At 69.3% G+C, this 13,444-nt stretch carries 16 protein-coding genes, 1 tRNA gene and 1 riboswitch; of the genes, 6 read left to right on the top strand and 11 right to left on the bottom strand.

What is annotated here, in order from left to right; translation table 11 throughout:
- Positions 1-42 precede the first annotated feature (42 nt).
- Positions 43-1,380, top strand: a complete 1,338-nt coding sequence (locus IQ210_RS00865; RefSeq protein ID WP_194075653.1) for an SGNH/GDSL hydrolase family protein — start codon at positions 43-45, stop codon at positions 1,378-1,380.
- Here the strand turns inward: IQ210_RS00865 and IQ210_RS00860 are convergent.
- Genes IQ210_RS00860 through IQ210_RS00845 form a run of 4 tightly spaced genes read right to left on the bottom strand, consistent with a single transcriptional unit; the run spans position 1,377 to position 4,928 of the window.
- The gene (locus IQ210_RS00860) at positions 1,377-2,246 is read right to left on the bottom strand and encodes a DUF1707 SHOCT-like domain-containing protein (RefSeq protein WP_194075651.1); all 870 of its coding nucleotides are present in this window, start codon (positions 2,244-2,246) and stop codon (positions 1,377-1,379) included. The two genes, IQ210_RS00865 and IQ210_RS00860, sit on opposite strands and share 4 nt — an antisense overlap.
- A 32-nt stretch (positions 2,247-2,278) precedes the next feature.
- Positions 2,279-3,256, bottom strand: coding sequence for an ABC transporter ATP-binding protein (locus tag IQ210_RS00855; protein WP_228046673.1), 978 nt, complete (start codon positions 3,254-3,256; stop codon positions 2,279-2,281).
- Between the two features lie 6 nt (positions 3,257-3,262).
- Positions 3,263-4,135, bottom strand: a complete 873-nt coding sequence (locus tag IQ210_RS00850) for an ABC transporter permease (protein ID WP_407699675.1) — start codon at positions 4,133-4,135, stop codon at positions 3,263-3,265.
- Positions 4,128-4,928: an ABC transporter permease gene (locus IQ210_RS00845; protein ID WP_194077010.1), complete on the bottom strand. Its 801-nt coding sequence runs from the start codon at positions 4,926-4,928 to the stop codon at positions 4,128-4,130. The genes IQ210_RS00850 and IQ210_RS00845 overlap by 8 nt, the downstream gene beginning before the upstream one ends.
- Before the next feature lie 246 nt (positions 4,929-5,174).
- Between IQ210_RS00845 and IQ210_RS00840 the strand changes: the two genes are divergently transcribed.
- Complete coding sequence (locus tag IQ210_RS00840) at positions 5,175-7,541, top strand: transglycosylase domain-containing protein (RefSeq protein WP_194075649.1); 2,367 nt, start codon at positions 5,175-5,177, stop codon at positions 7,539-7,541.
- On the opposite strand, the gene sugE is transcribed toward IQ210_RS00840, so the two are convergent.
- The 3 genes from sugE to IQ210_RS00825 all read right to left on the bottom strand — a co-directional run bounded on the left by sugE (position 7,538) and on the right by IQ210_RS00825 (position 8,748).
- A complete protein-coding gene (gene sugE / locus IQ210_RS00835) occupies positions 7,538-7,858 on the bottom strand; it encodes a quaternary ammonium compound efflux SMR transporter SugE (protein ID WP_194075647.1) in 321 nt (106 codons plus the stop codon). The two genes, IQ210_RS00840 and sugE, sit on opposite strands and share 4 nt — an antisense overlap.
- Before the next feature lie 35 nt (positions 7,859-7,893).
- A riboswitch (guanidine-III (ykkC-III) riboswitch) is annotated at positions 7,894-7,959 on the bottom strand.
- 55 nt (positions 7,960-8,014) lie between these two features.
- Positions 8,015-8,371 (bottom strand): GroES family chaperonin, encoded by a 357-nt coding sequence (locus IQ210_RS00830; RefSeq protein ID WP_194075644.1) that lies wholly within the window; start codon positions 8,369-8,371, stop codon positions 8,015-8,017.
- A 44-nt stretch (positions 8,372-8,415) separates the two neighbouring features.
- Complete coding sequence (locus IQ210_RS00825; protein WP_194075642.1) at positions 8,416-8,748, bottom strand: DUF3618 domain-containing protein; 333 nt, start codon at positions 8,746-8,748, stop codon at positions 8,416-8,418.
- 107 nt (positions 8,749-8,855) lie between these two features.
- Here IQ210_RS00825 and bcp point away from each other — a divergent pair, with 107 nt between their 5' ends.
- Complete coding sequence (gene bcp, locus IQ210_RS00820; RefSeq protein ID WP_194075640.1) at positions 8,856-9,329, top strand: thioredoxin-dependent thiol peroxidase; 474 nt, start codon at positions 8,856-8,858, stop codon at positions 9,327-9,329.
- On the opposite strand, the gene IQ210_RS00815 is transcribed toward bcp, so the two are convergent.
- Positions 9,304-9,816, bottom strand: coding sequence for a GNAT family N-acetyltransferase (locus tag IQ210_RS00815; RefSeq protein WP_194075638.1), 513 nt, complete (start codon positions 9,814-9,816; stop codon positions 9,304-9,306). The genes bcp and IQ210_RS00815 overlap by 26 nt on opposite strands.
- Before the next feature lie 159 nt (positions 9,817-9,975).
- Here IQ210_RS00815 and IQ210_RS00810 point away from each other — a divergent pair, with 159 nt between their 5' ends.
- The 3 genes from IQ210_RS00810 to IQ210_RS00800 all read left to right on the top strand — a co-directional run bounded on the left by IQ210_RS00810 (position 9,976) and on the right by IQ210_RS00800 (position 11,393).
- Entirely contained in the window at positions 9,976-10,617 is a 642-nt protein-coding gene (locus tag IQ210_RS00810) for an HNH endonuclease signature motif containing protein (RefSeq protein ID WP_194075635.1), read from the top strand.
- A complete protein-coding gene (locus tag IQ210_RS00805; protein ID WP_194075633.1) occupies positions 10,614-11,264 on the top strand; it encodes an HNH endonuclease signature motif containing protein in 651 nt (216 codons plus the stop codon). Before IQ210_RS00810 ends, IQ210_RS00805 begins: the two co-directional genes overlap by 4 nt.
- Positions 11,265-11,309: 45 nt before the next feature.
- Positions 11,310-11,393, top strand: a tRNA-Leu gene (locus IQ210_RS00800).
- Positions 11,394-11,443: 50 nt separating this feature from the next.
- Here IQ210_RS00800 and rdgB read toward each other — a convergent pair.
- From rdgB to rph, 3 genes are all read right to left on the bottom strand, one after another.
- Entirely contained in the window at positions 11,444-12,046 is a 603-nt protein-coding gene (gene rdgB / locus IQ210_RS00795; RefSeq protein ID WP_194075630.1) for an RdgB/HAM1 family non-canonical purine NTP pyrophosphatase, read from the bottom strand.
- A 32-nt stretch (positions 12,047-12,078) separates the two neighbouring features.
- Complete coding sequence (locus IQ210_RS00790; RefSeq protein WP_194075628.1) at positions 12,079-12,489, bottom strand: hypothetical protein; 411 nt, start codon at positions 12,487-12,489, stop codon at positions 12,079-12,081.
- 144 nt (positions 12,490-12,633) lie between these two features.
- Complete coding sequence (rph, locus tag IQ210_RS00785) at positions 12,634-13,371, bottom strand: ribonuclease PH (RefSeq protein ID WP_194075626.1); 738 nt, start codon at positions 13,369-13,371, stop codon at positions 12,634-12,636.
- Positions 13,372-13,444: the final 73 nt, after the last annotated feature.

Raw genomic sequence — 13,444 nt, 5'->3', positions numbered from 1 at the left:
CGGAGCCTCGGGCTCCCATCCGCCCGAGGAGACCCGCACCGCATGACCAGAAAACGTGGTTATGCCCTGCTTTCGGCGATCATCGCCCTGATCGTGGCCCTGTCCGGCGCCATCTACGTCGGTGTCGCCGCCGACGACGGCAGCGCCGACAGCCCCCGGCACCGCGCCGCCGGCGCCCCCGCTCCGCGCAACGCCGCCCCGGCCTCCACCGGCACCTGGGTCGGCGCCTGGTCCGCCTCCCCGGCCGGTGCCGAGCCCGGCACCGAGACGGAGGGCATGGCGGGCCGCTCGGTGCGCAACGTCGTGCACGCGTCGGTCGGTGGTACGAGTGCCCGGATCACGCTGTCCAATCTCTACGGCCAGTCACCGCTGACGATCACCCACGCCTCGATCGCCCTCGCGGCGGCCGACGGCTCCGCCGCCGCGGCGGTCGGCACCATGCGGCGCCTCACCTTCGGCGGCAACCCCTCCGTCGTCGTCCCGGCGGGCGGCCAGGTGATGAGCGACGCGGTCGGCATCACCGTCGCGCACGACAGCGACGTCCTGGTCACCACGTACTCGCCCACCCGGTCCGGGCCGGTCACCTACCACCCGCACGCCCGGCAGATCTCGTACGTCGCCGACGGTGACCTCACCGAGGACACCACCGGCACCGGGTACGCGGAACAGACGCCGTACTGGCGCTACCTCACCGCGCTGGACGTGCTGAGCAACGAGTCCGACGGCACCGTCGTCGTCCTCGGCGACTCGCTCACCGACGGCATCACCTCCACCGAGGGCGCCAACCACCGCTGGACGGACGTCCTTTCGGAGCGGCTGCGCACCGCGATCGAGGCCGGCCGCGACCTGCCCCGCTACAGCGTCGTCAACCAGGGCATCAGCGGCAACCAGGTCCTCGCCAACGGCCTCGGCCGCCCCGCCGACAACCAGAGCGGGCTCGGGCGCTTCGGCCGTGACGTGCTCTCCCGTACTAACGTCAAGGTCGTCGTCATCGACCTCGGCATCAACGACATCCTGCGCAACCCCCGGCTCGCCGACCCCGACAAGATCCTCGACGGGCTGCGCACCCTGGTCCGACAGGCCCACGCGCGCGGGATCAAGGTCGTCGGCGCCACGCTGATGCCCTTCCAGGGCCACCGCGGGTACACGGGCGCCCGGGAGGGCGTGCGGCAGCAGATCAACGCCGCGATCCGGGACGGCAAGGTGTACGACGCCGTCGTGGACTTCGACGAGGCGCTGCGCGACCCGTACAACCCGCGCCGGCTGCGCTCGGACTACGACTCCGGTGACCATCTCCACCCGAGCGACAAGGGGTACGCGCGGATGGCGGAGGTCTTCGACCTGGAGGACCTGAAGGGCGCGGCTCCGGCCGAGCTCTAGTCGTCGTACCGGTCGCGGCGGTCGCGGCGGTCACGCCTGTCATGGCGGTCGCGGTGGCGGTCTCGGCGGTCCCGCATCAGGTCGTGGTGGCCGTCCATCAGGCGGCGGTGCGCGTCCTGGACGTCCTCGCGGAAGGATTCGTGCAGCTCGCGCATCGACTCCTTGCGGTCCAGCCGCTGCCGGCGCCGCTCCTCCTTCAGCGCCCGCCGCTCCTCCCGGGTCAGCTTCCGCTCGACGCCGACGCCGCCCCAGAACGCGAACCCGGTGACGATCACGCGCGGACCGCCCGGCTCGCCCGGCACGCCCTCCTCGCGGTGGTCGAAGCCGCCCATGACGCCGATGCCGCGGACGACGACCTCGACGCCGGGCGGCACGATCACGTTCACGCCGCCCATGATGGCCACGCAGTTGATCTCGACCTCGCGGTCCGCGAAGTTCGCCTCGCGCAGGTCGATCTCGCCGCCGCCCCAGAAGGCGAAGCAGTTGAAGCGCTTGGGCACGGTCCAGCGACCCCGGCGCTGGAACCCGGACAGGATCGCGACCGCCCAGGTCGACGAGCCCTCGCCGCCCGTGATCCGCGAGGCCCAACTCCCGTCCGCCAACGGCTCCTTGGTCAGGTTCACCGACGGTACGGCGCCGGGGGCGGTCGGCAGGTCGCGGGTGATCGGCGTCAGTTCGCCGTACGTCCGCGCCTTGTACGTCGCCTCCAGCCGCTCCTCGAACTCCGCCATGTCGAGGCGCCCTTCGGCGAGGGCGTCCCGCAGGATCTCGGCGACGCGCTCACGGTCGGCGTCGGCGGCACGGAGTTCCGGGGCAGAGGGCCTGGGGGGCGTGGGTGTCCCCTCGGAAGGCACGGCGTCCGTCATGTCCTCAGCCTACGAGTTCCGGGCGCCCGGCACTATGTGGTGGCCTTCTCGGCGTACATCTTGGCAATCACCGTCTCGATGTCCGGCTCCCGCACCGACAGGTCCACCAGCGGATACTCCGCCGCGATCCGCGCCACCAGCGGTGCCGCCGACGTCCCCGCCGGGAACGCCAGCCACTGCCGCGGCCCCTCCACCTTCACCACCCGCGCCTCGGGGACCTCGATCGGCGGCAGCTCCCGCTCCAGGTCCACCACGAGGGTGCGCTCACTGTCGCCCGCCTCGTGCAGCCCGGTGAGCGGGCCGTCGTACATCAGCCGGCCGTGGTCGATGACCATCACCCGGGAGCAGAGCTGCTCGATGTCCTGGAGGTCGTGGGTGGTGAGCAGGACCGTGGTGCCGCGCTCGGCGTTCACCTCGCGCAGGAACTCCCGGACCCGGGCCTTGGAGATGACGTCGAGCCCGATGGTCGGCTCGTCGAGGTAGAGGACGTCCGGGTCGTGCAGCAGGGCCGCCGCGATGTCGCCGCGCATCCGCTGGCCGAGCGAGAGTTGGCGGACCGGCACGTCCAACAGGTCGGCCAGGTCGAGGAGTTCGACGAGGCGGTCGAGGTTCTCGCGGTAACGGGCGTCGGGGATGCGGTACATGCGGTGCATCAGCTTGTAGGAGTCGATCAGCGGGAGGTCCCACCACAGGGTGGTGCGCTGCCCGAAGACCACGCCGATGCGGTGGGCGAGGCGCTGGCGCTCGCGGGACGGGTCGATGCCGGCCACGCGCAGGCTGCCGCCGCTCGGGGCGAGGATGCCGGTGAGCATCTTGATGGTGGTGGACTTGCCGGCGCCGTTCGGGCCGATGTAGCCGACCATCTCGCCGCGCGCCACCCGGAAGGAGATCGAGTCGACGGCTCGTACCTCCCTGCGCTCCCGTTTCATGAAGCCGGTCTTCTTGCGCACCTCGAAGACCTTCTCGACCCGGTCGAGTTCGATGAAGCCCTCGCTCATGTCCTCAGCCATCCGCCCTCAACTCCCCGTACTCCGATACGACCTGAGCCCCGCCCGCCATGCCAGCCCGGCCAGCGCACAGCACGCCACCGCCACCGGCGGCGACAGGAACGCCACCCAGTCGGGCAGCCCGAGCGGGATCGGCCGCCCCAACACATAGGTGGCCGGCAGCCAGTTGACGAAGGACAGCGGCAGCACGAACGTCACCCCGCGCACCAGCTCCGTCGCGAACACCGTCGGCGGGTACTGGAGCAACGTCGTACCGCCGTACGTGAAGGCGTTCTGCACCTCGGAGGCGTCCTTCGCGACGAACTGGAAGGCCGCGCCCGCGATGAACACCGCGGCGAAGATCCCGGCGCCGCTGAGGATCATCACCGGCATCAGCAGCAGCTTCAGCGGCGTCCAGTCGATGTCGACCGTGGCCAGCGCGTAGACCAGCACCATCGTGCCCTGGGTGACCCGGCCGAGGCGGCGCAGCCCGAACTGGTCGGCGGCCATCTGCGCCAGCACCGGCGCGGGGCGCACCAGCAGCGTGTCCAGCGTGCCGTCGCGCACCCGCCGGCCCAGTCGCTCCATGGAGCCGAGGCCGAGGTCGGCCAGGCCGAAGGCCACGCTGGACAGGCCGTAGAGGAAGGCGATCTCGGGCAGCGCGTAGCCGCCGAGGGCGTCGACGCGGGAGAACATCAGCAGGATCGCCACGAAGTCGAACGCGGTCGCCGTGAAGTTGCCGAGCGTGGTCATGGCGAAGGAGGCGCGGTAGGTCATCGTGGAACGGATCCACATGGCCGAGATCATGCGGTAGGTGCGGATGCCGTCCAGCACCCGGTTGGTCCCGACAGGACCGCGGACCGTGTCAGCGGTCCCGACGGGACCACGTACCGTGTCAGCCACCCTGCACCACCACCCGCTGCGTCGCCATCCCCTGCACCAGCCGCCCGACCGCCAGCAGCAGCACCGCCCACATCGCCTGGAAGGCGTACGTGCCGAGCGGGTCGCCCTCTCCCAGCAGCACGTCCGCGGGTGCCTGGAGCAGCGCCGACCACGGCAGGGCCCGGACGATCTCGCCGAGCAGCCCCGGGAACACGTTGAGCGGCAGGATCATCCCCGAGCAGAACCAGCCGACGAACATCACCATCTGCGCCACCCCGGTGCCGTCCAGCAGCCAGAACGCGCTCAGCGCCACCAGGTACCGGATGCCGAAGCTGACCAGCATCGCCAGCATCACCGCGACCAGGAACGCCAGCCACGTCAGCGCGTCCGTGGGCAGCGCCAGGTCGAACAGCAGCGCGCCCAGCACGAAGGGCGGCACCCCGCGCGCCAGCAGCTCGAACGACGACCGGCCCAAGTCGGCCGCCAGCCACCACAGTTGGAGGTCCGCAGGACGGTACAGGTCGACGGCGATGTCCCCGGTGCGGATACGCTCCATGAGCTCGCCCTCGACACCCCCGCCCCCGTTGGCGAGCGTCTTGAACAGCGACTGGCCGACCCACACATAGGTGACGGCCTGCGCGAGGTCGTACCCGCCCAGCTGCGGCCGTTCGTCCCACAGGGCGGTGTACGTGTAGACGAGGATCAGCCCGAACACCGTGTTCGTGAAGATCCCGGCCACCATCGCCGCCCGATACGTCGCGTACCGTCTGAATCCGCCCACCCCTACGGCGAGGTACAACCGCCCCGAATCCACATCCACAGCCCTCCTCACCCGCGCCAGGCACCGAAGCGCAGGAGCCTAGTCCGCAGGTGGTGACGTACGCCACGCCTTTTTCGGCCCGGAAGCGTGCCGCGAACCGCAACGGAACGCGCGGTGCGACAGTCTTCATCTGGGGACGCAGAAGGCGTACGAGGGCGTACAAGTGCGTACGACGGCCCATCACGGCGTATGACGCACAACCAGCGCATAAGAGACACGCAACAGGAGTCCGTGCACGACATGAGCGACGAGCCGCAGCCGCAGCAGCCGACCGAGGGCTGGGCGCCCAGAGACCCCGAAGGGGGCACGAAGAAGCCCAAGCGGCCCAAGCGCACCGGCTGGCGGCGGCTGATCCCGACCTGGCGCATGGTGCTCGGCACCTTCGTCGTCGGGATACTGCTGCTGATCGGCCTGTTCTTCCTCGGCTACTCCCTGGTGAAGATCCCGCCCGCCAACGCCCTCGCCACCAAGCAGTCCAACGTCTACCTCTACGCCGACGGCAGCCAGCTCGCCCGCGACGGCGAGGTCAACCGGGAGAACGTCACCCTCGCCCAGGTCTCCAAGGCCGCCCAGCACGCCGTACTGGCCGCCGAGGACCGCGACTTCTACTCCGAGTCCGCGATCGACCCCAAGGCGATGCTGCGCGCCGGCTGGAACACCGCGACCGGCAAGGGCAAGCAGTCCGGCTCGACGATCACCCAGCAGTACGTGAAGAACTACTACCTCGCCCAGGAGCAGACCGTCACCCGCAAGGTGAAGGAGTTCTTCATCTCCATCAAGCTGGACCGCACGGAGTCCAAGGACCAGATCCTCGAGGGCTACCTCAACACCAGCTACTTCGGCCGCAACTCGTACGGCATCCAGGCCGCCGCCCAGGCCTACTACGGCAAGGACGCCACCGACCTGAGCGCCGCCCAGGGCGCCTACCTCGCCGCCCTGCTCAACGCGCCCAGCGAGTACGACGTCGTCGCCCACCCGGAGAACAAGTCGGCCGCCCTGGCCCGCTGGAACTACGTCCTGGACGGCATGGTCAAGGAGGGCTGGCTCCCGCAGTCGGAGCGGACGGGCCTGAAGTTCCCGATGCCGAAGGAGGCCACCGTCTCCACCGGCATGTCCGGGCAGCGCGGCTACCTCGTCAACGCCATCAACGACTACCTGAGCGACAACAAGATCCTCACCGCCGACGAGCTGGACGCCGGCGGCTACCGCATCACCACCACCATCCAGAAGAACAAGCAGGACGACTTCGTCAAGGCCGTCAACAAGCAGTTGATGGACAAGCTCGACAAGAAGAACCGCAAGGTCGACACGTACGTCCGCGCGGGCGGCGCCGCCGTCGACCCCAAGACCGGGCAGGTCGTGGCGATGTACGGCGGCATCGACTACGTCAAGCAGTACACGAACAACGCCACCCGCCAGGACTTCCAGGTCGGCTCCACCTTCAAGCCGTTCGTCTTCACCTCCGCCGTCGAGAACGACTCGACGACCCAGGACGGCCGGACCATCACGCCCAACACGTACTACGACGGCACCAACAAGCGCCCCGTGCAGGGCTGGACCGGCGGCGCCTACGACCCGGCCAACGAGGACGACGTGTCGTACGGCAACATCACCGTGCGCACCGCCACCGACAAGTCGGTGAACTCGGTGTACGCGCAGATGGCCGTCGACGTCGGCCCCGACAAGGTCAAGCAGACCGCAGTCGACCTCGGCCTGCCCAGCAGCACGCCCGAGCTGAACGCCTACCCGTCGATCGCGCTCGGTGTCGCCCGGGCCAGCGTCCTCGACATGGCGGAGGCGTACGCGACGCTCGCCAACCACGGCAAGCACGGCACGTACACGATGATCAAGTCGATCACGCGCGACGGCCAGAGCGTCGTGGAGCTGCCGGAGCGCAAGACCTCCCAGGTCGTCAGCCGCGAGGCCGCTGACACCACGACCTCCATCCTCCAGAGCGTCGTCGAGAACGGCACCGCCACCGCCGCGCAGGCCGCGGGCCGCCCGGCGGCCGGCAAGACCGGCACCGCCGAGGAGGACCAGGCCGCCTGGTTCGCGGGCTACACCCCCGACCTCGCCACGGTCGTCGCGGTGATGGGCCAGGACCCGGAGACCGCCGCGCACAAGTCGCTGTACGGCGCGATGGGCCTCCAGCGTGTCAACGGCGGCGGGGCGCCCGCGGAGATCTGGGCCGACTTCACCCAGCGCGCCCTGAAGGGCAAGCCCGCCAGCGACTTCGACCTGGAGCTCCAGGAGGGCGCCGACGTCGTCCAGACCCCGACCCAGCAGCCGACCACCGGCACCCCTTCGGAGACGCCGGGCCAGGACGACGGCGGCACGACCGACGGCGGCCAGGACACCCAGGGCCAGACGGACGGCGGCACCACCGGCGACACCACGACCGGCGGCACGACGGACGGGGGCACCACCACGGGCGGCACCACGGACGGCGGGACGACGACAACCGGCGGCGACACCACGACCGGCGGCACCACCGGGGACACGACCGACGGCGGCACCACGGACGGCGGGACCACCGACGGCGGCACGGCGGACGGCGGCACGACGACGACCGGCACGACGGCGGGACCGCCGGGCAAGACGGGTTAGTGGCCGGACGTCGCCTTGAGGCCGACCACGGCGACCAGCAGCAAGCAGACGAAGAAGATCCGGGCGGCGGTCGCCGGCTCCCCCAGCACCACCATGCCGAACACCGCCGCACCGGCCGCCCCGATCCCGACCCACACCCCATAGGCGGTGCCGATGGGAAGGGAACGGGCGGCGTAGGACAGCAGCAGCATGCTGGCGACGATCCCGGCGCCGGTGAACAGGGACGGCACGAGCCGGGTGAAACCGTCGGTGTACTTCATCCCGATCGACCAGCCGACCTCGAGCAGACCGGCGACGACGAGCAGAACCCAGGCCATGACAGGCACCTCCGAGACGCGTGCTTCTTGTGCGGGGTGCGTCGTCTTGTCGTAGGACCCGGTACGGCGCGTCTCGTCGGGTTGACTCCTCAAAGCTAGCAAAGGAACGACAAAAAGGGCTGGTGACGATGGTCACCAGCCCTTTCTACCGTTGATTCAGAGGTACAGCCCGGTCGAGTCCTCGGACCCCTCAAACCGGTCCGCGGCCACGGCATGCAGATCGCGCTCACGCATCAGCACATACGCGACGCCGCGCACCTCCACCTCGGCGCGGTCCTCGGGGTCGTAGAGAACCCGGTCCCCCGGCTCGACGGTCCGTACGTTCTGACCCACCGCGACGACATCGGCCCACGCCAGCCGCCGCCCGACGGCCGCGGTGGCGGGGATGAGGATGCCGCCCCCGGAACGCCGCTCGCCCTCACCGGTGTCCTGCCGCACGAGTACACGGTCGTGCAGCATCCGGATGGGCAGCTTGTCGTGCTGGTCGCTGTGCTCGTTTCTGTTGGCGCTCACGGCTCAGAACCTACCTGCCTGACGGGAATCCGTACGCCCCCGGGTCAGCCCTTGCGACGCCGGGTGCTGCCGAGGGCCAGCAGCCCCACGAGCCCTACGGCGACGAGCGCGACGGGAACGATGCGCTCGAGCCGCGGGGACCCCTCCTCGTCCACGAACTGGGCCTTGGTGTCGGTGAGGACCTTGTTCACGCCGACGTAGGCCCGCCCGAGCGTGTGATCGATGTTGGAAACCACCTTGGCCTTGGCATCGCCGACGATCGTCTTCGGGTGCACGCGCACCCCGATCTCGTCGAGCGTCTCGGCCAGCATCTCGCGGCGGCGCTTGATGTCCGCCTCGATCTGCGCCGGGGTTCTCGTGTCCGACGTGTCCGCCACGGTGGGCCCTCCGGGATGCGGGGTGGTGTGTGTTCTTTTCCTGTCCTGGACAGTCTGTCAGTTCGGCGGGCCGCCGCACTGTCAGGACCCCCGGTTAGGCTTGCCGGATGAGCGAGCGACTCCAGCCCGGGGACGTAGCCCCCGCCTTCACCCTCCCCGACGCCGACGGCACCGACGTGTCCCTGGCGGACCACAAGGGCCGCAAGGTCATCGTCTACTTCTACCCGGCGGCCCTCACCCCCGGCTGCACGAAGCAGGCCTGCGACTTCACCGACAACCTGGAACTGCTGGCCGGCGCCGGGTACGACGTCATCGGCATCAGCCCGGACGCCCCGGAGAAGCTGGCGAAGTTCCGCGACAAGGAAAACCTGAGGATCACCCTCCTCGCGGACCCGGAGAAGACGGTCACCGAGGCGTACGCGGCGTACGGCGAGAAGAAGAACTACGGCAAGACCTACATGGGCGTCATCCGCTCCACGATCGTGGTGGACGAGGAGGGCAAGGTCGAACGGGCGCTGTACAACGTCCGGGCGACCGGCCATGTGGCGAAGATCATCAAGGACTTGGGCATCGAAAGCTGACCCAGACATCGGGAGCCAGGCCGGGCTTGTTGGGCACCGGCCTGCGCTCTTCTTCCCAGGCGCCGGGGGCGATGGTCTCCCCGACCCGGCGCCAGAACCGCACGGCTCGAGGGTTGTTGTCCTGGAAGGCGACGGTCCATGCCCCGGGATGCCGCGACACGACCTCTCGCACGGCATGCAGCCCGACCCCATGGCGCCGGGCCCCTCGCACGACGAAGAAGCTGTTGAGCACCCGCGTCGGCTCGGTGAGCGCCCGCACGAAGGCGAACCCGACGGGATGCTCCCCTCGGCTGAACAGATACGCGGCCCAGTCCTCGGAGCCACTGAAGGCAGCCTCCAGCCGGTCCCCCCGGAAGGTGCCGTCCGGGTTGGGCAGTTGCCCCCGGAACTCGGACAGGTCGTGCCGGAAGAGAAGCCAGAGGCGCTCGACGGTGGGGCGGTCGGCAGAGGTGACTGGGCGGACGGTGACATCTGGTGGTGTGGTCATAAAAAAAGGCCTCCCGAGCGGACAAGGGGCCGCGGGGAGGCTTTGCAGATACGGGCAGGTTATCGGGTTACAGGTTTACGTTTCAAGCGTGACTGTCGGATCACCACTTCGTTACTCCGTGCGAGCCATGAACGTGTGGCCGGGAACGGAGGGGGTTCGGTGGGGGCCAGTGTGTACAGCAGGAAGCGGCTGGAGGAGGCGGCTCGGGGCGCTCGGACGTTGTCGGAGGCGTGCGTGCGCTTGGGGGTGGATCCAAAAGGCCCGACACGGGACTACATCCGGGCGCGGATGAAGAAGCTAGGGGTGGATGTCTCGCACTTCGAACGGGAAGGGGGTCGGTGGACGAGGGAAGTTCTCGAAGCTGCGGTTTTGGCTTCGACGAACATGTGCGAGGTTCTGCGCCGCCTCGGAGTCGAGGTGGTCGGCGGGCAGCACACTCACATCAGCCATCGGATCAAGGCGTACGGCATCGACACCTCGCACTTCCACGTGCCGCCTCAGCGAGGTGAGGCGTTGCGTCGCCGATCACCCAGCGAACTGCTCGTCGAACAGCCCGCAGAACACGCCCGACGCATCCAGAGCGATCGTCTCAGGCGGGCGATGACGAGCGTAGGTGTACCCGAGCGGTGCGCACTGTGCGGTATCGAAGCAGTCTGGCGGGGGTATCCGCTGCCTCTCGAAGTGGACCACGTCGACGGCGACTGGCGGAACAACCGCATCGAGAACCTGCGGTTTCTGTGCCCCAACTGTCACTCGACAACGGACAGTTACCGGGGGCGCGGCAAAGGCAGGACTTCATGAGCAGCAGCGTGCGGTACACCCGGGAACGGCTGGCCGAAGCCGCCGAGCGATGTTCCAACGTCGACGAGGTCATCGCCTTCTTCGGCACTCAGCCATATGCCACGATCCGGCGCTACCTACTACGGCGGTTCGCCCACTACGGCATCGACGTCTCACACTTCGACCCCTGTGGCAGGCGGCAACGCCCCAACCGCGACGAGTTGCGAACTGCCGTCACCGGATCGGTCTCCATCGCAGAGGTGCTGCGCCGCCTGGAACGCCCGGACAACGGTAGGCAGCGCGCACTGCTGCGTGAGTGGGTCGCAGAGGAGGGGCTCGACACCGCACACTTCTTGGGGCAGGCCCACCAGCGAGGTAAGCGCCGGGTTGACATCCGCAGGCATCCGGAGGATGTCCTGGTGCAACACGACGGCAGGCGCCGCACCAGGACCTACCTGCTGCGCCGCGCTCTGTGCGAAGTCGGTGTACCCGAAGTATGCGCAGACTGCGGGGTCGGCCCCGAGTGGCTCGGCAAGCCCATGACGCTGGAGGTCGATCACATCAACGGGGACTGGAGTGACGACCGGCGGGAGAACCTGCGGTTGCTCTGCCCCAACTGTCACGCCGTCACGAGTACCTGGTGCCGCGGTGGCCGCAGAGCCCGATAAGCGCTCGACTACGGAGCCGTTCAGCCGGGTAGCATGAGCGCGCGGGCGGCCGTGGCGGAACTGGCCTACGCGCAGCACTTAGGATGCTGTGGGAGAAATCCCTTGAGGGTTCGAGTCCCTCCGGCCGCACACCTTTGATTCGAAGGTCCACCCGAGTTCGGGTGGACCTTCGTCAGTTATCAGCCCAACAGCTCCCGCACCACCGGCACCAACCCCCGGAACGCCTTCCCCCGATGGCTGATCGCGTTCTTCTCCTCCGGGGTCAGTTCGGCGCACGTGCGCGTCTCGCCGGACGGCTGGAGGATCGGGTCGTAGCCGAAGCCGTTCGTGCCGGACGGGGTGTGGCGGAGTACGCCCGTGAGGCGGCCCTCTACCACTCGTTCCGTGCCGTCCGGCAGTGCCAGGGCTGCCGCGCAGGCGAAGTGGGCGCCTCGGTGGTCGTCGGCGATGTCCGACAGTTGGGCCAGGAGGAGGTCCAGGTTGGCCTTGTCGTCGCCGTGCTTGCCCGCCCAGCGGGCCGAGAAGATGCCGGGGGCGCCGTTCAGGACGTCCACGCAGAGGCCGGAGTCGTCGGCGACGGCGGGCAGACCTGTGGCTTGGGCCAGGGCGTGGGCCTTCAGGAGGGCGTTCTCGGCGAACGTCACTCCTGTTTCCTTGACGTCCGGTACCTCCGGGTACGCCTCCGCGCCGACCAGGTCATGGCGCAGACCTGCGTCGGCGAGGATGGCGCGGAGTTCGGTGATTTTGCCGGCGTTGCGGGTGGCGAGGATCAGGCGGGTCATGCCCCCAGTATCCCGGCCCGGCGGCCGGTTCCTTACGGCGTGCAGACCTTCGTCAACTCGCCCGCCGCGTCCGTGATCGGGCTGAGGTCGGGGGTCGTGTCGCCGTTGTCGACCGACTTGCGGACGTTGTCCACGGCCTTGCCGAGGTCCTCGACCGCCTGGTTGACGTCGGCGTTGTCGGTCTTGTCGCCTATCTCGCCGAGGTTCTTGTCGATGGAGTCGAGGGACTCCTCGAGCTGGGTGGGGTCGTTGGACGCGTTCTCCACGGCCTGCTGGAGGTCGGTGACGCTGTCGGCGATGGCGTCGGCGGTCTGGACGCAGTCCAGCGCCTTGTTGACGGCGTCGCAGCCGGTGGTCAGGCCTACCGTCAGCCCCACCGCGGCCACCGCGGCGGCGATGGCGGTACGGCGTGATCGACGACGGCCGCGTCGGCTCTCGGCCATGGTGATGTTCCCTCCCTTGTTCAGCCCCAAGGGCCCCCGTGTACTGGCCGGGCGTCCAGCGGTGTGCCGTACGCCCGTACCCGTAGTGACGCGAGTTCGGGCGGCCGGGTTGCCCGTCCCGGCCGCCTTTCCTTGGTGCGTCTTTTACTTTTCGAGGACGGTATCAAGGGCCTTGCGCTGCAGGACAGCGAGTTCCGTGCACCCCGAAACGGCCAGGTCCAGCAGCGAGTTGAGCTCGTCGCGGGCGAACGGCTCGGCCTCCGCGGTGCCCTGGACCTCGACGAAGCGGCCGTCGCCGGTGCAGACGACGTTCATGTCGGTGTCGGCCTTCACGTCCTCCTCGTAGCAGAGGTCCAGCAGCGGAACCCCTCCCACGATGCCGACCGAGACCGCGGAGACCGTGCCGGTCAGCGGCTGGCGGCCGGCCTTGATGAGCTTCTTGCCCTGGGCCCAGGAGACGGCGTCGGCGAGGGCCACGTACGCGCCGGTGATGGCGGCCGTACGCGTGCCGCCGTCGGCCTGGAGGACGTCGCAGTCGAGGACGATCGTGTTCTCGCCGAGCGCCTTGTAGTCGATGACGGCGCGCAGCGAGCGGCCGATGAGGCGGCTGATCTCGTGGGTGCGGCCGCCGATCTTGCCGCGGACGGACTCGCGGTCGCCGCGGGTGTTGGTGGCGCGGGGCAGCATGGAGTACTCGGCGGTGACCCAGCCCTCGCCGCTGCCCTTGCGCCAGCGGGGGACGCCTTCGGTCACGGAGGCGGTGCAGAAGACCTTCGTGTCGCCGAAGGAGACGAGGACGGAGCCCTCGGCGTGCTTGCTCCAGCCGCGTTCGATGGTGACGGGGCGGAGCTGTTCGGGGGTGCGGCCGTCGATTCGAGACATGGCGCTGAGCCTAGCCGTACGAACGGAAGGGGCTCCTCCCCCGGTGGGAAAGAGCCCCGGCAGTGCCTTGACG

The sequence above is a fragment of the Streptomyces justiciae genome (assembly GCF_015163075.1).
Lineage (GTDB): Bacteria > Actinomycetota > Actinomycetes > Streptomycetales > Streptomycetaceae > Streptomyces > Streptomyces justiciae.
Note: the sequence above shows the minus strand (reverse complement) of the source record. Positions and strands in the feature narration are given on the sequence as shown.

What these genes read in the sequence shown, in the direction of transcription:
- bcp (WP_194075640.1), top strand. Translation starts at nt 8,856, where the DNA reads ATGAGCGAGCGACTCCAGCCCGGGGACGTAGCCCCCGCCTTCACCCTC.
- IQ210_RS00840 (WP_194075649.1), top strand. Translation starts at nt 5,175, where the DNA reads ATGAGCGACGAGCCGCAGCCGCAGCAGCCGACCGAGGGCTGGGCGCCC.
- IQ210_RS00860 (WP_194075651.1), bottom strand. Translation starts at nt 2,246, where the DNA reads ATGACGGACGCCGTGCCTTCCGAGGGGACACCCACGCCCCCCAGGCCC.
- rph (WP_194075626.1), bottom strand. Translation starts at nt 13,371, where the DNA reads ATGTCTCGAATCGACGGCCGCACCCCCGAACAGCTCCGCCCCGTCACC.
- rdgB (WP_194075630.1), bottom strand. Translation starts at nt 12,046, where the DNA reads ATGACCCGCCTGATCCTCGCCACCCGCAACGCCGGCAAAATCACCGAA.
- sugE (WP_194075647.1), bottom strand. Translation starts at nt 7,858, where the DNA reads ATGGCCTGGGTTCTGCTCGTCGTCGCCGGTCTGCTCGAGGTCGGCTGG.
- IQ210_RS00865 (WP_194075653.1), top strand. Translation starts at nt 43, where the DNA reads ATGACCAGAAAACGTGGTTATGCCCTGCTTTCGGCGATCATCGCCCTG.
- IQ210_RS00855 (WP_228046673.1), bottom strand. Translation starts at nt 3,256, where the DNA reads ATGGCTGAGGACATGAGCGAGGGCTTCATCGAACTCGACCGGGTCGAG.
- IQ210_RS00790 (WP_194075628.1), bottom strand. Translation starts at nt 12,489, where the DNA reads ATGGCCGAGAGCCGACGCGGCCGTCGTCGATCACGCCGTACCGCCATC.
- IQ210_RS00815 (WP_194075638.1), bottom strand. Translation starts at nt 9,816, where the DNA reads ATGACCACACCACCAGATGTCACCGTCCGCCCAGTCACCTCTGCCGAC.
- IQ210_RS00805 (WP_194075633.1), top strand. Translation starts at nt 10,614, where the DNA reads ATGAGCAGCAGCGTGCGGTACACCCGGGAACGGCTGGCCGAAGCCGCC.